Origin of the sequence: Zavarzinia sp., assembly GCF_049306435.1 — a bacterium.
Lineage (GTDB): Bacteria > Pseudomonadota > Alphaproteobacteria > Zavarziniales > Zavarziniaceae > Zavarzinia.
This window is the reverse complement of record NZ_JBAQRT010000287.1, coordinates 1-17,806: the sequence shown is the minus strand read 5'-3', so window position 1 is coordinate 17,806 and position 17,806 is coordinate 1. Positions and strand designations below refer to the sequence as shown.

Here is a 17,806-nt window from a genome sequence, read left to right as displayed (position 1 = left end):
GCTCTCCCCGCTCGCCGCGCGGAAGCTGGGGCTGGCGACCGGCGACCGGCTTCGCCTCGCCGTCCAGCGGAAACTGGGCGATCAGGCGGAGGGGAAGAGCCTGTCCCTGACGGTCGCGGGCATCGCCCCGGCGGCGGCTTTCGCGCGGGAAGGCGCCTTCGTCTCCATCGGATTGCTCGCCGCGCTGGAAGATTATCGCGACGGGCGGCCGGTGCCGCGCTACGGCTGGGACGGACCGAACGCGGCGGGGCCGCGCGCCTTTTCCGGCTTTCGCGCCGTCGCCGGCCGGATCGAGGATGTCGCCGCCATCGCCGCCCGGCTGGAAGCGCGGGGCCAGGCGGTGACGACGCGGGCGGACGAGATCGAGACCGTGCTTCGCCTCGACCGCAATCTGACGGCGATCTTCCTCATTATCGCCGTGATCGGCGGGGCGGGCTTCGCCCTCAGCCTCGGCGCCAGCCTGGTCGGCCATGTCGCGCGAAAGCGGGGCGAACTCTCCCTGCTGCGCCTGATGGGCCTGGGTTCGGCCGGCATGGCGGGCATGCCGATCGTCCAGGGCATCGCCATCACCGGCGCCGGGGCCTTGCTGGCCCTCGGGGCCTATGGTCTGGCCGCGCTGGTCATCAACCGGCAATTCTCCGACGGCTTGCCGGGCGGCGGCGATATCTGCCGGCTGGACATGCCGCAGGTGGCGGCGGTCGTCGGCATCGCCCTTATCGTCGCCCTGTTGGCCGCCACGCTGGCCGGGCTTTCCGCCGCCAGGGTCGAACCCGGGGAGGGGGTGCGTCATGGTTAGACCGGGTCTCGTCGCTCTCGCCCTGCTGGTCCTCGCGATCCCGGCGGCGGCCGCCGACTGGGAGACGAAGCAATGGAACCCCAAGCCGGCGGATGGTGACGTGGACCTGCCCATGCCCTGCGGCGGCCACATGGCCTTTCGCCGGGTGGCGACGCCGACCGGCGATGCCGGCAGCGGCCCCCTCGACGACCGGCAGGTGACCCTGGGCCAGAGCGATCCCGAGACCGATTACATCGAGCACAGCCGCAAGGACAATCTGGCCGGCGGCCTGGTCGGGCGGGATGGCGCGCGTTCCTACCTGATCGGCAAATATGAAGTCTCGGCCGATCAATATGCCGCGGTGATGGAGGGGACCTGTCCCATGCCGTCCGCCATGGGACGGCTGCCCCGGGTCGATGTCTCCTGGTTCGACGCGGTGCAATTCTCCGCCCGCTATACCGAATGGCTGCTGCAGAAATCCCCGGCCGACCTGCCCCGCCAGGGCGATACCGCCGCCTTCCTGCGCCTGCCCACGGAAGCCGAATGGGAATATGCCGCGCGGGGCGGCGCCGCCGTCTCGGACAGCGATTTCCGCGCGCGCAGCTTCCCTATGCCCGAAGGCGTCACCGCCTATGCCTGGGTCGGCGGGCCGTCGTCATCCGACGGGCAGTTGCGCCAGATCGGCCTCCTGAAGCCCAATCCCCTCGGCCTGCACGATATCCTCGGCAATGCCCAGGAATGGGTGCTGGAGCCTTATCGCCTCGTCCGGGTCGCGCGCCTGCATGGTCAGGCCGGCGGCATGATCGCCCGGGGCGGCGATTTCCGCACCGCCGAGGGGCGTTTGCGCTCGTCCCTGCGGCTCGAGATCCCGCCTTTCGATACAGCGACCGGTCAGGCGACCCATCTGCCGACCCTGGGCTTCCGGCTGGTGATGACGGCGCCGGTCTCGGTCAGCCAGAGCAGGATCGATGCCCTGCGCAGTGCCTTCGTCGCGATCCAGAAGGGCCGTGGCGGCGAGACCGATCCGATCGCCCTCCTGAAACGTCTCGCCGACGATGCGACCGACCCCGACATGAAACGTGCGGTCGAGACCATCGCCGACAGTCTCTCGGCCGAGCGGGTGGCGCGCGACGAGGCGGAGGCCCGTTCGGCCAAGTCAACGATCTATGCCGCCGCGGCCATGATCCGGTCGTTGCGCGATCTCGACCGCCGCCTCGCGCCGGTGAAGGCGCGTTGGGAGTTGGCGGAGAAGGCGCGCGGCAGCAACCCGGCCGATGCGGACGAGTGGAAAACCCTCTATGATGCGACGCAGCAGGCCCTCGACATCTCGAAGCGCGCCTATCGCGACATCCTGGTCCAGACCGCCGACGATTACGACAAAGCCAGGCTGGCCAAGGCTCTCGCCGTGCTGACGGCGGAATTCGAGGCGCAGAAGCTGGGCAGTTTCGCGAAATTCGCGAAACTCTTTGTGGCCCAGGTCACTGCCTATGCCGCGCGGCCGACGCAGGATGACGCCGGCTGGTATCGACAGCTTGTGGAATGAAGGTGGAACCCGGCCCTGTTCGCGCCGTTTTCTTACCGTAGGGCTCGGGTGGTGGAGGTTTTGATGGTCGCGCGGGTTAAGGTCCCTTTGCTTCGTCCCCTTGGGGTGATGGTGCTGGTCACGGCGCTGGGCCTCGGCGGTTGCGCGACCGGCGGCGGTGGCGGCTATGGTTATGACGAACCCCTGAGCCCGGCCCAGGCCGCGCTGCGCCAGCAGACCGACCGTTTCAACGACACGGTGGCGACGGGCGCGGTCGCCGGTGCCCTGCTCGGCGCCCTCGTCGGCGCGCTGTCGGATTCCAAGAACCGCGGGCGGGGCGCCCTGATCGGCGCGGCGGCGGGCGGCGCCCTCGGCGGCGCCTCCGGCTATTACATCGCCAGCCAGAACGAGCAATATGCCAGCCGCGAGCAGGCGCTGGACGCCCGCATCGAGGCCGCCAGCAACGAGGCCAATTCCTATCGCCAGATCGCGGCATCGTCGGCCCGGGTGGCGGCGGACAACCGGCGGAAGATCGCCCTTCTCGAACAGCAGTATCGCGCCGGCCAGATCTCGGCCAAGGATTACCGCAACCGCACCGCCTCGATGCAGGAAGACCTGCGGCTGATGGACGAAGCCCTGTCCAATGCCGGCGAAGTGCGTCAGAAGATGGCGGAAGACAGCAGCTATGTCGGCGGCCAGGGGCGGGCCAATCTGAATCAGGCCCAGGCCGATATCAGCCGTTCGACTCAGGACATCGCCCGCAGTCGCGACGAACTCGCCCGCGCTCTCGCCAGCGTGCCGGACGCCTGATCGGACCCCTGAACATGTCCCCCAAGTTGACCAAGACCGTGATTCTGGCCGCCGGCCTCGCCGTCTCGCTCGGCGCCTGCGCGCGCGAGCAGGACCCGGCCAATGCCGGCTATTTCTCCGGCATCGGCAATGTCGTTGGCGGTACTTACGACCGCCGCGTGGCCGAGCGGGAACAGGATGCCCAGCGCGCCGAACAGATGGCGCGCGAGATGCAGGCAAGGGCGAGCGCGGCCCAGGCCGAGGCCCGCGCGACCGGCGCCAGCCTGACGGCGGCCGAAGCCCGCAACCGCGCCCAGAAGGCGGAACTGGCGCGGCTGGACATCGCGCTGCGCGAAGCCTCGCGTAATCGCAATGCCAGGGCCGAGGACCTGGCCGCCGCCCGCGTCCGTCTCGATGCCGCGAAACGGCGCCAGCAGCAGCTCGAACAGCATCCGCCCACTTCGCAAAGCCAGCGCAGCGCCGAACAGGCGGCGATCGACGCCGAGGTGAAGGCGCTGGACGACATGATCCTTCATTCGACAAGGGCCGAGTGATCATGCGTCTTGCCCCGGCCGGCGCCCTTGCCGCCCTGTACATGCTGATCGCCCCGCCGGCACCGGCCGAAGAGATTTACGAGATGGGCGGAATGCCCGGCGCCCTCGCCCTGCCGGAGACGCCGGGCAGGGAATCCGCCCCGCTCTGCGCCGGGCGCCCGGGCTGCACGCCGGTGGAGCGCTATGAGGCGGGTTGGGACGAACATGGCCGGCGGATCACCGTCGTTCGCCTGAGTTTCGATGCCGCTCACCCGCTGGCGCCGGAAGCGGGGGCGGGTGGCGGTTGCCCCAATATCGATGGCGATCCCGATGGTGGCAGCGAATGGCACCTGCTGCTGAACGGTAAGCCCTCGGTCCTGCTGCTTTCGCTCTGCACCGGTTTCGGCGCATCGAAAGGCGCGGACGATGAGGAGGTGATGGTTTCGGACAATCACCTGACCTTCATCCGCAGCAAGGAGGGGCAGGGGGCCTTCGTCCAGACCTGGGACCTTCAGCTCTCGCCGCTCGCCCTCCGGAGTACCGACGCCTGCGTCTATGACGCGGCCAACCCTGAGGCGGTGCGCCGCCTGTCGGTCGATCTCGCCACTTTGTCGACCCTGCAGCTGACCTATCGCGGCACGGCGCCCGCCGGTTTCGACGGCATCACCGGCTGTCCGGTGGCGGAGCAGCGCCGCGACGGCCCCTTCGAGGTGGTCGCCAGCCATCCCTTGCCCCAGCCGGCGATCGCCGGCCCGGTCGCGCCCGGTGACGGCATCGGCAGCTGCGGCTTCCGCCTGCGGGCGGAGGATGCCTCGCTGCGCGCCGTCATGCTCGATCCCCGGACCCTCGCGCTGGAGATCGAGGATCCGGCGGCCAAGGGTGAGGGGGCCTTGCGCCTCGACCTCGGGCCGGACCGCACGTTCAGCCTGCCGGTCTGGGGCGGCGATCCGGTCGAAGGCATTACGGTCGAACGCGCGACGGGCAGGAACGAGCGCGGCCAGCCCGTCAGCCGCCTCCGCCTCCATTTCGCCGAAGCCCCCCGGGGCCTGGCCCTCGCCTATCTTCGCGCCGGCAAGCTGCTGCTCAGGACCGGGGCCGAGGACATCGACGCCCCGGCCCCCGTCGCCATCGCGACCACGTGTGCCGTTAAGGATAGGCGGCTGGACGTGACGGTCCTGCCCACCGGTCTCGTCGATTTGCCGCGCTGACTTATGAGGGGCTGGCCATCGGTTTTTCGGTCTCGACGATCTCCACGGTATGTCCTTCGGGATCGGTGACGACGGCGCGGCGGCCCCAAGGGGTGTCCGCCGCCGCTCTCACCATGCGGCCGCGACCGATGAGCACGTTCGTGCAGGCGGCGTCGAGGTCCGCGACGCCAAAGCCGATCCGGGTCGACGAAGTGCTGTCTGTGTCCGAGGCCCGGGGATAAATTTCGAAGACCGACGCGCCGACACGGCTCGCATAATGCTCAGGTCCATTGCCGTGGCGTTCGCATTCGAAGTGCAGGCCAAGCGCGGCATAGAAGCGGCTGAGTCCCTCGGGATCCCTCGCCTTGATGACGACGAGCATTTCCATCGGCTGTTCCTATACGTCAGCTTCTGAATCAGGCAGTGCTATCGGGATATCGAGGTCCGGGAACTTCGCCCGCACCTCGAGTTGGCCGCCCATCGCCTCGATCAGGGCCCGTATCGAGCCGAGGGTCGGGTTCGCCCGGCCTTCGAGACGGGACACATTGGCCTGTCCGATATGCAGTGCCGCGGCAATGTCCGCCTGGGTGCGACCGAGCAGCCGTCGGACCTGACCCATGCCCATGGGGGTCAGGACAGCACCAGAATTCCGATTACCGACAATCTGTTGAAGACGGCGCACGACGAGCCGGGCATCGCCATAGGTCTCGCTGGGGCGTTCACCATAGCCGGGCTCGCCGAGATAGACGCCATAACCCCGCCACGATGTCCAGGAGACCTGGGTCTCGGCGCCGTCCAGCTTGATGTCGAACCACCATTCGCCGTCATTCCGCGAGGGCTGATCGACGTTGACGGCCGCCCCCGGAAGGGCCTCCGCGACGAGAGCCGGGAAATCGATCGGGGTGGCTACATCTGCTTCCCGTCGATGCTCAGGCCGTCCCGACCTGGCTTGTTCAACAGACATGTACCCTTTAGCTCCTCGATACGGATGGCGCCATTGGCACCGATGTATGTGTTGTGCAGGACGCTTCTGTATCTCTTGATGTCGCTTCGTCCCGCCACGGCGCGCTCGCTGTCGGGCAATGGCGGATACATCCGCCCATCCGTTCGGGGCATTGCCGGATCGAAGGGGATATCCGTCATTTCGTCTTCGACCGCTTTCAGGATCTCGCCGAGGCGTGCCATGGCCTCTTCGGCTGTCGAGAACGGCTCCGCCGCATCGAGCCGACGCAGGAATTCGCCCAGCCGTACCGCCTTTCCGTCCACGACGAATTACCCTCGATGGATATTACATATGGGGAATATTAATAAAAGTACAAATATCAGTCCCTGCCGCCGTCGTAAGGTATGGGCACGTTTTCGGCCGAGGTGGCGCAGAATGACAAACAGGCCCCAAGTCGGTTGACTTGGGGCCTGTCTGAAGGGCAGGGGGCCGGATGTCGGCACCGCTGCGGAAGGGCGCGCGGCCTGTTCCGCTTACGCGGCGCGGGCCTGCTGGGTGCCCTGGCCGCCATAGGCGCGGTAGCCGCGGTTGAGGCGGAACAGGCGCTCCGGCGTGTCGCTCGACACCCGGCCGTCGTCCAGGCGATAGACGACGATATGGGCGATACGGCCGGCGTTACGGCCCTGCATGGTCGCGAAGTCGATCACGGTGCCCATCTGCTCGCCCCACAGACCGGGAACGGTGATGCGCTCGCCGACGCGGAAACCCCAATGTTCGTTGATCATCAGTAGTCCCTTTCCAGCCAGATGCGGGGTCAGATGCAGATCGTGTTCAGCGGCGCGAAGCCGTTGAAATTCACCGAGGAGTAGGAGGTCGTATAGGCACCGGTCGCCAGGATCTCGATCCTGTCGCCGATCTTCAGGTCCACCGGCAGTTCGTAATTGGCCTTCTCGTAGAGGATGTCGGCCGAATCGCAGGTCGGGCCGGCCAGGATCACGGGACCCGTGGCGCCGCCGTCATGCGGGGTGCACAGGCGATACTTGATCGCCTCGTCCATGGTCTCGGCCAGGCCGGAGAACTTGCCGACATCGAGATAGATCCAGCGCTTGTCTTCCGACTCGTCCTTCTTCGAGATCAGCACGACCTCGGTCTGCAGGATGCCGGCGTCGCCGGCCATGCTGCGGCCCGGCTCGATGATGATGTCGGGGATCGCATTGCCGAAATGGCGATAGATCGCGGCCATCACCGCCTCGGCATAGGCCTCGAGCGGGGGGACATCCGAACGGTACTTGGCCGGGAAGCCGCCACCGAGGTTGATCATGCGAAGTTCCACATCCCGCTCGCGCAGGATCGAGAACAGCTGGGCGACACCGCCGACCGCCTTGTCCCACTGGCCGAGGTCGGTCTGCTGCGAGCCGACATGGAACGAGATGCCATAGGGGTCGAGGCCATGCTCGCGCGCCTTCACCATCAGGTCGGCGGCCATTTCCGGGGCGCAGCCGAACTTGCGGGACAGCGGCCATTCGGCGCCGTCGCATTCGACGAGGACGCGGCAGAACACGCGCGAGCCGGGGGCGGAGCGGGCGATCTTCTCGAGCTCGGCCACGGAGTCGAAGGCGAAGAGCCGGACACCGAGGGCATAGGCCGTCGCGATGTCGGTTTCCTTCTTGATCGTGTTGCCGAAGGAGACATTGGCCGGATCGGCGCCCTGGGACAGCACGAGTTCGATCTCGCCGCGCGAGGCGGTGTCGAAGGACGAGCCGAGGCTGCGCAGACGGCCGACGACTTCCGGCATCGGGTTCGCCTTGACGGCATAGAAGATCTTCGCCGCCGGCAGAAGGTTGTGGAGGTTCAGGTAGTTATCTTCGATCACGTCGAGGTCGACCACCAGGCAGGGGGTGGCGGGGCGACGCTCGTCGAGGAAACGGCGAATCTTCTCGGTCATGTGAGTAGTCCCAGACGTGCCGCCGTGAGGGGCGGACGAGAAACAACGACAATTCGGGTGATGTTTGGGTCTAGGCGGTCACGGCCCATCGGGGCCGGTTGCCGGAAGTCAGTCCGGCGCCCGCATACTGGAGCGGACGCGGGCGCTGAAAGCGGCGGCGAAAACCTGCCGGCCTCCCATTACGGAAGCGTAGGCGGTTTCTCGAATGTGTCGGTGGGCAGTGCCAGCCTTCAGGCCTTCACGGTCCAACATGTTGGTTCCCTCTCGGGTTTCGGGACGAGCCCGGAATTCCAAAAAGGACGCCTAACGTCGTTGCTGTACCACCGTGGGCCAAGGGCACGTGCGGGTGCGTCTTGACCGGAGATATAGGGCAAAAATCCGGGGGTGCAAGCGGAAATTTATGACATTCGCCCCAGAGATCCCCCCCTGTGACCGCAATCACGCGGCAGGGCGGCAGGGGGTGCGAAAAGGGGCGGAAAACCAAGGGTTTACGCGGACCTGGCCCGGGTCGGCCCGACCCCGGCCGGTGGCGGCGGCGTCGCCATCACCCGTGAGATGCGCCGGGTTGTGGCCGGGGCGGCGTGATCGATTCGATCGCGATGCCCGAAATGCGGGACGCGAAGGCAAAAAAACACGGGCAGCGGCAAGGCGGCGCATCACGACTTGGCCTCAATCCCGCGTATAAGTCGTGTCATGAGACGCAAGAATTCGCCCCTTCGCCTTTTCCTTCATGTGCTTGCCCTTGCGCTGGCGCTGATGGCCTTGCCGCGCCTTGCCATGGCCCAGCCTGTCACCACGGAAAATGCCACGGCGGAACTGATCGCCGAAGGGCCGGCGGTGCCGGGGCGCACCCTGAGTGTCGCCCTGAAGCTGGTGGCGAAACCGGGCTGGCACACCTATTGGATCAACCCGGGCGATACCGGCCTTGCCACCACGATCGCCTGGTCCCTGCCCGCGGGCGTCTCGGCCGGGCCGATCGGCTGGCCCCGGCCCGAGGCGATCCCGGTCGGCCCCTTCATGAATTATGGTTTCGAGGGCGAGACCTGGCTGCTGACCGACGTGAGCGTGCCCGAAGGTTTCACGGGCCCGGTGCTTGAGGTGCGCGCCCGCGCGGACTGGCTGATCTGCGCCGAGATCTGCGTGCCGGAAGGCGCCGATCTTGCCCTGGCGGTGCCGGTCGCCGCCGCCTTCGCCGCCGATCCCCTGCATACCCTCGGTTTCGAGCAGGCGCGCGAGAAGCTCGCCCTGCCGTTGGCCGAGCCGGTGGTTGCCACGCGCGCGGGCGAGACGCTGGAAATTCTGCTGCCCGAGAGCATGAAGGTCACGACCGCGCGCTTCTTTCCCTATGACGGCGACAGTGTAATCGCCGCCGCCCCGCAGTCCTTCGAGGGCAATCGCCTGAGCGCGGTGCTGGAGAAGGACTTCAAGGGCACGCGGCTTTCGGGCGTTCTTGTCGTCGAGGGGGGCGGCTGGACCCGGTCCTATGTCGTCGATTCGGCCCTGGCCGGTCCGGTCGCCGCCCCGGCTGCCGCTACCACCTCCGTGCCGGCGCCGGATGCGCCGGATATCGGCATCCTGCTGGCGCTGGCCTTTGCCTTCATCGGGGGGCTGATCCTGAACCTGATGCCCTGCGTGCTGCCGGTGCTGTCGATCAAGATGCTGTCGATGGCGGGCAAGGGGCCGGGGCCGGTGGTGCGTCACCACGGCATCGCCTACACGTTCGGCGTCCTTGCCTGTTTCGCGCTGCTGGCGGGGGTGCTGCTCGGCCTGCGGGCCGGCGGCGAGCTGATCGGCTGGGGCTTCCAGCTGCAGTCGCCGGTCGTCGTCGCGCTGCTGGCTTATCTCTTCTTCGCCCTCGGCCTGTGGATGCTCGATGTCGTCACCTTCGGCAACCGCCTGATGGGCGCGGGCGAAGGGCTGGTGCGCCGGGGCGGCCTTGCCGGGAGCTTCGGCACCGGGCTTCTCGCCGCCGTCGTCGCGACCCCTTGCACGGCGCCCTTCATGGGCGCGGCTCTCGGCTTCGCCCTGACCCGCCCGTCCTATGAGGCTTTCGCCGTTTTCATGGCGCTCGGTCTTGGCCTGTCGTCGCCTTTCCTTCTGGTCAGCTTCGTGCCGGGTCTCGCCCGCCTGCTGCCGAAGCCCGGCGGCTGGATGGTGCGGCTGAAGAAGCTGCTGGCCTTCCCGCTCTTTGCCTCCACCGTGTGGCTGCTCTGGGTGCTGGCGGTGCAGGCGGGGCCGATGGGCGTGGCGGCCGGGGGCGCCGGGCTTTTGCTGATCGCCCTGGCGGCTTTCTTCATTCACGAGTTCGGCGGTATCGGCGGACGGCTGGTCGGCACGGCGGCGGTGATCGGGGCGATCTTCCTGGCGGTCATGCCGGGACAGGGGAGCACCGGCACGGGGCTCGCCGAACAGGCGGGGGCGGAAAGCTACAGCCCGGCGCGGCTGGCCGAATTGCGGGCGCGGGGCCAACCGGTCTTCGTCAATCTGACCGCGGCCTGGTGCATCACCTGCCTGGTCAACGAACAGGTGGCGCTGGAGCGGCCGGCGGTGAAGGACGCGCTGGCGAAGACCGGCACGGTCTACATGGTCGGCGACTGGACCAACCGGGATGGCACGATCACCCGCCTGCTGGCCGAGAACGGCCGCTCGGGCGTGCCGCTCTATCTCGTCTACCGGCCGGGGGCGGAGCGACCGGTGGTTCTGCCGCAGCTGCTGACCGAAGGTCTGGTGGTCGAGGCGCTGACCGGTCCCTAGGGTTTATCGTCGTCCCGGCGATGACCTTCGAGGCGTTTCTCGTCCAGGGTCTTCTGGGCCGTCTCGCGTTTCTTTTCGGCGCCGGTGCGGCCGAAGCGGGCGCGGTTCTCGGCCGCGAGGTTTTCCGCCTCGACCCGGGCCCTGGCCTTGCGGGCGCGGCGCAAATTGATGATGTCTGCCATGCGGCGGTTTCCGTCCTGCACTTGTGGCGGCTACAATGGCACGAGAATTGGACGGAGGCATGATTTGCGCAAGCTTCTGATCGGCGTGGGGGCGGCTGTCGGCGTCGTGGTCGGGCTCGGCTTCGCGGCGCCGCTGCTGGTCGACCTCAACGCTCAGAAGCCGCGAATCGCCGCCCTGATCGAGGAGGCGACGGGACACCGTGTCAGTCTAGGCGGCGATATCCGCTTTACCCTGCTGCCGGTGCCGGCGGTTTCGGTCCGCGACATCGTCGTCGAGGGCGATGCGGCCGATGCGCCCGATGTGGCGACGATCGCCGCCATCGACCTGCGGCTGAGCCTGCTGCCACTCCTTGGTGGAACCATCGATGTCGCCGAAATCCGCCTGGCGAAGCCGGCGTTGATCCTGGTCGAAGCCGCGCCCGCGGCCAAGGTGGCGGGGACGGCTGACATTGATGCCGGCGCCGGGCCGGGTGGAACCTCCCCCGGCATCGCCGTTCAGCGCGTGGTGATCGAGGACGGCAGTGTCGAATACCGGCCCCGCGAAGGCGACATCCAGCGTATCGAGACGATCGAGGCCAGCCTGTCCGCCCCCAGCCTGCAGGGACCCTTTACGGCACGGGGCGGCGCTTCCTATCGGGGGATGCCGGTCCTGCTCGATCTCGTGCTGGGGCGACTGACCTCGGGCGAGCCGATCGGCTTCGATGCGAAGCTGGGCCTGGCCGGGGCGGGGATCCATGCTTCCGGCAATCTTCTGCTCGGGCCGTCCGGGCCAAGCGTCGATGGCAAGGCGATCCTGACGATCGAGGACGCCGCCGCCGTCGCCGGCCTGACCGGCATCAGCCTGCCGATCGCCGGTGCCGTGTCGGTCGAGGGCCTGTTGAAGGCGACGGCGAAATCCGTCGTGCTCGATGATCTCGTCGTCGCGGTCGGCGAGGCACGGGGCTCGGGACGGATGTCCGTGCAACTGGGCGACACGCCCGCGATTTCCCTGAAGATGCGCCTGCCCCGGCTGGACGGCGATGCCCTTCATGCCGCCTTCGTCTCGGCCGGGGGCACCGGCAGCAAGCCGGCACCGATCCCGGCCGCGACGGCGGAGCCGGGGACGGTGCCCGCGGGCATCACGCTGCCCCAGCGCGTGACCGCCGATATCGATCTCGGTATCGACGCCGTTCAATACGCGGGTGCGGTCGTCCAGAAGATCGCGGTCGTCGCTTCCCTCGAAGGCGGACGGCTGACCTTGTCCAACGCCTCGGCCGTGTTGCCGGGGGGGACGGATTTCGGCCTGTCCGGCGCGGCGGCCAGTCGTGACGGGCGCTTGCGTTTCGAGGGCAGCGTCGACATGGCCTCGGACAATCCCCGGGCCCTGACCGATTGGCTGAAGATCACGCCGGATGGACTGCCGGCCGATCGCCTGACCCGTTTCGGCCTGACCGCCAGGCTGGTGACCGATGGCGTGGGCGGCACGCTCGGCAATCTGGTCGTCAAACTCGACGGCGCGACGGCGAAGGGGAGCGGGGGCTGGCAACCCGGACCGCGACCGGTGGCCATGCTCTCCCTCGATATCGACCGGCTCGATCTCGATGCCTATCGGGGCGCTGTGTCGGCGGTGCCGGCAACGGCGGAAGCGCCCTCCAATCCCCTGGCGCAGATCGGCGCCAGCACCCGTTCGCCCCTCGCTGATCTTGGTTTCGATGTCGCGCTGCGCCTTGCGGCCGCGAGTGTGACCTTCGACGGGCGCGAGGTGAAATCCGTGCTGCTCGACGGCACGGTTTCGCCCGAGGTGCTTCGCCTTGCCGAATTCACGGTCGGGGATTTCGCCGGTCTTGCCCTGTCCGCCAAGGGCAAGCTCGGTTTCGTCAAGGATGCGACGGAGGGGGATTTCGAGGCCCGGGTGACCGCGCCTTCGCCCGCGCCGCTGTTCGCGCTGGCAGGGGTGGCGCCGCCGGCGGATGTCGGGGATCTCGGGGCGCTGATCCTCGAGGCTCATGTGACCGGCAAGGCCGACAGCCCGATGGTCGACGCCAAGCTGGGGCTGGGCGAGACGCGGCTTGCCCTCGCCGGCTCCATCGGCCGGCTCGATGCGCTGGATTTCGATCTGAAGGGGGCGCTCAGCGCGCCGGAGCTGATCGCCGTCGCCCGCCAGTTCGGGCTGACGCCGGCCCCGGCCGGCCCCGTGCTCGGTCCGGTCGACCTGACGGTGTCCTTGCGGGGCGCGCCCCTCCATCCGGCCTTCGCCGTCAAGGGCAAGCTCGGCACGGCGGATCTCGAAGCGGCAGCCGATGTCGAGACCGAAGGCGGCTACAGGTTCACCGGCCGGCTGGACGGGGCCAACAGCGCCGGAATGCTGACCCGCCTTGGCGTGACGGGTCCGGTTTCCGGCCCGCTGAGGCTGGATATCGATGCGGTCGGCGCGATCGATCAGGTAAAGTTGAGCAGTTTCAAGCTGGTGCTGGGCGACAGCGATGTCTCGGCGCGGGGCACCTTGGGGCTGGGCGCGAGCCGCCGCTTCGACGGGCAGATCAGTTCGTCGCGGCTTTCCCTCGACCTGTTCGGTGGTGACGGCGGCGGGGGTTCGAAGCCCGGCGCCGGATCGAAGCCGGTGGCGCAGGCCACCCGGTGGTCGACGAAACCGGTCGATCTCGCGGCGCTTCGCCAGATCGAAGGGACGATCGATCTCTCGGCCGACCGCATCCAGTCGGGCCGTTTCGTCTTCACCGGGGTCAGTGCCCGGATCGATGCGGCCGCCGGGCGGATCGCCGTCTCCAGCCTCAAGGCTTCGGCCGAGCCGGGCAACCTGGAGGGCGGCCTCGTGCTCGATGGCTCGGGCGATACCCTCGCCCTGTCGGCCGAGGTGAAAGCCAATGGCTTCGATCTCGACCAGTTGACCGGGCGTAAAGGTTCCGAGCCGGGCCTGTCGGGTTCCATTGCGCTGGTGCTCGATATCGCCGGGCGGGGCCGCGGTCCGTTTGAAGTCGTGTCCAGCCTGGCCGGCAAGGGCACCGTCGTCGCCACCAAGGGCAAACTTCAGGGCATCGATCTGAAGGCGCTGTCGGATGGGCTCTCGACGGTCAATCAGCCGGGGGACATCATCGGCCGGGTTTCGCGGGCGATCAAATCCGGCAGCACCGATTATCGCCAGATCGCCACCGGCCTCGTGATCGACAAGGGTGTCGTCAGGCTCGACGGTCTGGTCTCCGACATGGATGGCGCCAGCCTCGGCGGCGATGGCACGGTGGATCTTCCGGCCTGGGCGACCAAGGTGCGTCTCGCGCTGAAACTGGTCGCGCCGGCCGATCTGCCGGCCCTCGGCATCGATCTGACCGGGCCGCCGGACGATCCGCAGGCCACCGTGCGCAGCCGCGATATCGAGAGTTACTATGTGCAGAAGTTCATCGGCTCGAAGCTGCCCGGGCTTTCGGGGGGTGGCGCAGGCGGCGGCTCGGGCAAGGCGATCGTCGATCAGTTGCTGAAGGGCCTGGGGGGCAACTGATGGCCGGCCTGCTGACCGTCCGACATGTCACCCGTTACACCTATGCCTCGGAGGTGAGGTTCGGCCCGCATCGCCTGATGCTGCGTCCACGCGACAGCCACGACCTGCGCCTGGTCGAGGCCACCCTCAGCATCTCGCCGACGGCGGATCTTCGCTGGATTCATGATGTCTTCGGCAATTCGATCGCCATCGCGGACTTCCCGGATGAAGCCAGCGAACTGGTGATCGAAAGCACGCTGCGACTGAAGCGCTATCCCTATGTGCCGCCCAGCATGGATATCGATGAAGACGCGGCGACCTATCCCTTCATCTATGCCCCGGACGATCGCCGCGATCTCGGCCCCTTGCGCGAGAACCATTATCCCGATCCCCGGGGCCGGCTGGCCGAATGGGCCGCCGGCTTCGTCATGGCCAAGGGCACGGACACGCTGGCACTGCTCGAGGACATGAACCTCGGCATCCATCAGGGCTTCGTCTACATGCCGAGGGAAGAGGAGGGGACGCAGAGCCCGGTCGAGACCCTCGAGCGCGGCAGCGGCACCTGCCGCGACCTCGCGCTTCTGTTCATCGAGACGGCGCGCCATCTTGGCATCGGGGCGCGCTTCGTCTCGGGATATCTCTATGATCCCGCCCTTGACGATGGCGAGGGCGGCGAGCCGGTGCAGGGCGCCGGCGCCACCCACGCCTGGGCCGAGGTCTTTCTGCCGGGCGCCGGCTGGATCGAATACGACCCGACCAACGGACTTATCGGCAGCGAGGCCCTGATCCGCGTCGCCGTCACCCGCGACCCATCACAGGCAGCCCCGGTCTCGGGCAGTTTCACCGGCGATACCGGCGACTACCTCGGCATGGAGGTCGAGGTTTCGGTGTTGATGGGCGAAAGCGGCGACTGACCGAATGGCCGGCAGGCCGACCCGTCGCGCCTCAGTCTTCCTTGGGCGGTGGCAGTTTGCCCGCCCGCGCCGCCGCCAGCAGGAATTGGCGGATGGCGCTGGACAGGTTGCTGTCGGGATCGCGGCCGGCGTCGATCTCGGTCACGAGCGCGTTGATCGTCACGCCCTGCTGCCGGGCGCAATCGGACAGGGCTGCCCAGAAACTATCTTCCAGGCTGACCGACGTGCGATGGCCGGCGATCTCGATCGAGCGCTTTTGCATGGTGCTCCTCTAGGGTTTGTCGGGGCCGAGCATCTGGCGGGGATCGACCAGCGCGTCGAACCGTGCCGCGTCGATCAGGCCGAGGTCGAGCGCGGCCTCGCGCAGGGTCTGGTCGTGGTGATGGGCGTGTTTGGCGATCTTCGCCGCGTTGTCGTAACCGATCTCGGGGGCGAGAGCGGTCACCAGCATCAGCGAGCGGCGAACCGACTCGTCGAGTTTCGCCTCGTTGGCGATGGCGCCGGTCACGCAACGGTCGGCGAACGACCGCGCCGCGTCGCCGAGCAGGGCGATCGACTGCAGCAGGGCCGCGCCGATCACCGGCTTGAAGACATTCAGTTCGAAATGGCCCTGGGTCGCGGCGAAGGCGACGGTCGCGTGATTGCCGACGACCCGGGTCGCGACCATGGTCAGGGCTTCCGCCTGGGTCGGATTCACCTTGCCCGGCATGATCGACGAGCCCGGCTCGTTCTCGGGCAGGGACAATTCGCCAAGGCCGGAACGCGGGCCGGAGCCCATCAGGCGGATGTCGCTGGCGATCTTGAAACAGGCGATGGCGGCAACCTCGACCGCGCCCGACAGCGCCGCCGCCGGCTCGTGTCCGGCGAGGGCGGCGAATTTATTGGCGGCGGAGCGGAAGGGAATGCCGGTCAGTTCCGCCAGTTCGGCCGCGACCCTCTCGGCGAAACCGGCGGCGGCGTTCAGGCCGGTGCCGACCGCGGTTCCGCCCTGCGCGAGGTCGAGCACGCCGTCCAGCGCGTGTTCGATTCCCTTGATCGCGAAGGCGAGTTGCGCGGCATAGCCGCCGAACTCCTGGCCCAGCGTGAGGGGGACCGCGTCCTGCAGGTGGGTGCGGCCCATCTTGACGAGATGCGCCCATTCGCCGGCCTTCAGCAGCAGCGCCTCATGCAGGTGGCGAAGCCCGGGGAGAAGGCGGTGCGTCACTTCCCCGGCGACGGCGACATGGATCGCGGTCGGGAAACTGTCGTTCGAGGACTGGCCGTGGTTGACATGGTCGTTGGGGTGCACCGGCGTCTTCGAGCCGCGCACCCCGCCGAGCGCGTCGATCGCGAGGTTCGAGATCACCTCGTTCACATTCATGTTCGACTGGGTCCCGGATCCGGTCTGCCAGATCACCAGGGGGAATTCGGCCTCGTGCCGGCCCTCGGCCACATCCCGCGCGGCGGCGGCGATGGCGGCGGCGATTTCGGCCGGGATCTTGCCGGTGGCGCCATTGACCCGCGCCGCCGCCAGTTTCACCAGGGCAAGGCCGCGAATGATCGCCGCCGGCATCCGTTCCGCCGGACCGCCGATGGGAAAATTCTCCAGGCTGCGCTGGGTGTTGGCACCCCAGAGGCGATCGGCCGGCACCTCGATGGGGCCGAAGCTGTCGCGCTCGATGCGGGTATTGCCCATCTGCTCCTCCATATGGACGGTCTCATGGTAACGGTATTCGGCGACTGTTCCGTGTCAGTCCACCTTCAACGGGGTGGCGATCAACGACAAGGTGGGGATGATGGCCCGGCATGTGCAGATCGTCTTGTCCAATCCCGCGAGCCCCGATCGGGACGGCGAATACAACGACTGGTACGACAACCAGCATATCCCCGACCTGATGCGTCTGCCCGGATTCGTGGGCGCCCGGCGTTATCGCGTCGCGCTGCCTTTCCGGGGCCAGGTGCCCTGGCGCTATGCCGTGGTCTATGATCTCGAGGCCGATGACCTCGGCGAGGTGCTGGGCGAACTCGTCGCCAGCCATTCGGACGGCCGCATCGCGGTCAGCGACGTGCTGGACAGCGCCAGCCTGACCGCCCTGGTGTTCAGTCCGATCGGCTCCTGGCAGGGCCTAGCCGGGCATCGCCGCCAGATCTTCCTCGCCCTCTCGAAACCATCGGACGGGCAGGAAGCGGCGTTCAACGCCTGGTACGACGGCACCCATGTGCCCGAGGTGACCGCGATCCCCGGCATTTTCGGTGCCCAGCGCTATCGCCTCGTCATGCCTTTTCTGGATCCCCTGGGGGAGGGACAAGGCTATCTCGCCCTCTACGATGTCGATTGCGACGATCTGGTCGCCCTCGCCGGCGAGGTGCGCCAGCGGGCGCGCGATGGCCGGACCCATATGTCCGATGCCATCGACATCGCCAGCCTGACCGCCTTCTTCCTCGAGCCGCTGGGGCCGGCGGCGACGCGGTGAAGCCGTCGCCGTCAGGGCGATGGCGGGCGGCCGAACAGGTTGAAGAGATGAAGCGCCAGCTCGATCTGCAGCCGGCGCTCCCCCACCGGATGGCCGAGGGTGGCCTCGATCTGCTCCAGCCGGTATCGGATCGTGTTGTGGTGAAGGCCGAGGGCCGCCGCCGCCGAGCGGAAATTGCAATTGGCGGCGTAAAAGGCGGCCAGCGTCTCGCGGTTGCGCCGGGCGGCGGCCCCCATGGCGGCCAGGGGGCCGAGCTCGTCGCCGACGAAGGCATCGAGCCGCGCGGGATCGGTGGCGCAGAGCGCGGCCATCGACGCCATGTCGAAGGAGACCACGGTAT

General features: G+C 68.0%; 18 protein-coding genes. 9 read left to right on the top strand and 9 right to left on the bottom strand.

Translation table 11 applies throughout. From position 1 onward, the window contains the following. The 5 genes from WAZ62_RS16045 to WAZ62_RS16025 all read left to right on the top strand — a co-directional run. Positions 1–796: hypothetical protein (locus WAZ62_RS16045; protein ID WP_422644542.1), on the top strand; the 796-nt coding region annotated here is incomplete at its 5' end. Then, on the top strand, positions 789–2,318 hold the full coding sequence (locus tag WAZ62_RS16040; RefSeq protein ID WP_422644541.1) for a formylglycine-generating enzyme family protein: 1,530 nt from the start codon (positions 789–791) through the stop codon (positions 2,316–2,318). The genes WAZ62_RS16045 and WAZ62_RS16040, both read left to right, overlap by 8 nt. Positions 2,319–2,381: 63 nt before the next feature. Beyond that, complete coding sequence (locus WAZ62_RS16035) at positions 2,382–3,107, top strand: YMGG-like glycine zipper-containing protein (RefSeq protein WP_422644540.1); 726 nt, start codon at positions 2,382–2,384, stop codon at positions 3,105–3,107. A gap of 14 nt (positions 3,108–3,121) precedes the next feature. Further along, positions 3,122–3,640 carry a hypothetical protein gene (locus WAZ62_RS16030; protein WP_422644539.1) on the top strand — a complete coding sequence of 173 codons (519 nt, stop codon included), beginning with the start codon at positions 3,122–3,124 and terminating at the stop codon, positions 3,638–3,640. 2 nt (positions 3,641–3,642) lie between these two features. Then, on the top strand, positions 3,643–4,827 hold the full coding sequence (locus WAZ62_RS16025; protein WP_422644538.1) for a hypothetical protein: 1,185 nt from the start codon (positions 3,643–3,645) through the stop codon (positions 4,825–4,827). Position 4,828: 1 nt separating this feature from the next. On the opposite strand, the gene WAZ62_RS16020 is transcribed toward WAZ62_RS16025, so the two are convergent. The 5 genes from WAZ62_RS16020 to WAZ62_RS16000 all read right to left on the bottom strand — a co-directional run bounded on the left by WAZ62_RS16020 (position 4,829) and on the right by WAZ62_RS16000 (position 7,694). Continuing rightward, the gene (locus tag WAZ62_RS16020; RefSeq protein ID WP_422644537.1) at positions 4,829–5,194 is read right to left on the bottom strand and encodes a VOC family protein; all 366 of its coding nucleotides are present in this window, start codon (positions 5,192–5,194) and stop codon (positions 4,829–4,831) included. A gap of 9 nt (positions 5,195–5,203) precedes the next feature. Beyond that, the gene (locus WAZ62_RS16015) at positions 5,204–5,770 is read right to left on the bottom strand and encodes a helix-turn-helix domain-containing protein (RefSeq protein WP_422644536.1); all 567 of its coding nucleotides are present in this window, start codon (positions 5,768–5,770) and stop codon (positions 5,204–5,206) included. Continuing rightward, positions 5,713–6,072: a hypothetical protein gene (locus WAZ62_RS16010; RefSeq protein ID WP_422644535.1), complete on the bottom strand. Its 360-nt coding sequence runs from the start codon at positions 6,070–6,072 to the stop codon at positions 5,713–5,715. The genes WAZ62_RS16015 and WAZ62_RS16010 overlap by 58 nt, the downstream gene beginning before the upstream one ends. Positions 6,073–6,282: 210 nt before the next feature. Continuing rightward, positions 6,283–6,534 carry a hypothetical protein gene (locus WAZ62_RS16005; protein ID WP_422644534.1) on the bottom strand — a complete coding sequence of 84 codons (252 nt, stop codon included), beginning with the start codon at positions 6,532–6,534 and terminating at the stop codon, positions 6,283–6,285. Positions 6,535–6,563: 29 nt separating this feature from the next. Further along, on the bottom strand, positions 6,564–7,694 hold the full coding sequence (locus WAZ62_RS16000; RefSeq protein ID WP_422644533.1) for a type III PLP-dependent enzyme: 1,131 nt from the start codon (positions 7,692–7,694) through the stop codon (positions 6,564–6,566). A gap of 693 nt (positions 7,695–8,387) precedes the next feature. On the opposite strand from WAZ62_RS16000, the gene WAZ62_RS15995 reads away from it, so the two are divergent. Continuing rightward, positions 8,388–10,448: a protein-disulfide reductase DsbD family protein gene (locus WAZ62_RS15995; protein ID WP_422644532.1), complete on the top strand. Its 2,061-nt coding sequence runs from the start codon at positions 8,388–8,390 to the stop codon at positions 10,446–10,448. On the opposite strand, the gene WAZ62_RS15990 is transcribed toward WAZ62_RS15995, so the two are convergent. Further along, entirely contained in the window at positions 10,445–10,630 is a 186-nt protein-coding gene (locus WAZ62_RS15990; RefSeq protein WP_422644531.1) for a DUF4169 family protein, read from the bottom strand. The two genes, WAZ62_RS15995 and WAZ62_RS15990, sit on opposite strands and share 4 nt — an antisense overlap. Before the next feature lie 64 nt (positions 10,631–10,694). Here WAZ62_RS15990 and WAZ62_RS15985 point away from each other — a divergent pair, with 64 nt between their 5' ends. Both WAZ62_RS15985 and WAZ62_RS15980 read left to right on the top strand, forming a co-directional pair. Then, a complete protein-coding gene (locus tag WAZ62_RS15985) occupies positions 10,695–14,120 on the top strand; it encodes an AsmA family protein (protein WP_422644530.1) in 3,426 nt (1,141 codons plus the stop codon). Beyond that, positions 14,120–15,013, top strand: a complete 894-nt coding sequence (locus tag WAZ62_RS15980) for a transglutaminase family protein (RefSeq protein ID WP_422644529.1) — start codon at positions 14,120–14,122, stop codon at positions 15,011–15,013. The genes WAZ62_RS15985 and WAZ62_RS15980 overlap by 1 nt, the downstream gene beginning before the upstream one ends. A gap of 31 nt (positions 15,014–15,044) precedes the next feature. On the opposite strand, the gene WAZ62_RS15975 is transcribed toward WAZ62_RS15980, so the two are convergent. Further along, complete coding sequence (locus WAZ62_RS15975; RefSeq protein WP_422644528.1) at positions 15,045–15,275, bottom strand: ribbon-helix-helix domain-containing protein; 231 nt, start codon at positions 15,273–15,275, stop codon at positions 15,045–15,047. Between the two features lie 9 nt (positions 15,276–15,284). Then, on the bottom strand, positions 15,285–16,688 hold the full coding sequence (gene fumC / locus WAZ62_RS15970; protein WP_422644527.1) for a class II fumarate hydratase: 1,404 nt from the start codon (positions 16,686–16,688) through the stop codon (positions 15,285–15,287). Positions 16,689–16,785: 97 nt separating this feature from the next. On the opposite strand from fumC, the gene WAZ62_RS15965 reads away from it, so the two are divergent. Then, on the top strand, positions 16,786–17,466 hold the full coding sequence (locus tag WAZ62_RS15965) for a hypothetical protein (RefSeq protein WP_422644526.1): 681 nt from the start codon (positions 16,786–16,788) through the stop codon (positions 17,464–17,466). 11 nt (positions 17,467–17,477) lie between these two features. On the opposite strand, the gene WAZ62_RS15960 is transcribed toward WAZ62_RS15965, so the two are convergent. Then, positions 17,478–17,806, bottom strand: a 329-nt coding sequence (locus WAZ62_RS15960; protein WP_422644525.1) for a helix-turn-helix domain-containing protein, incomplete at its 5' end; no start/stop codon positions are given.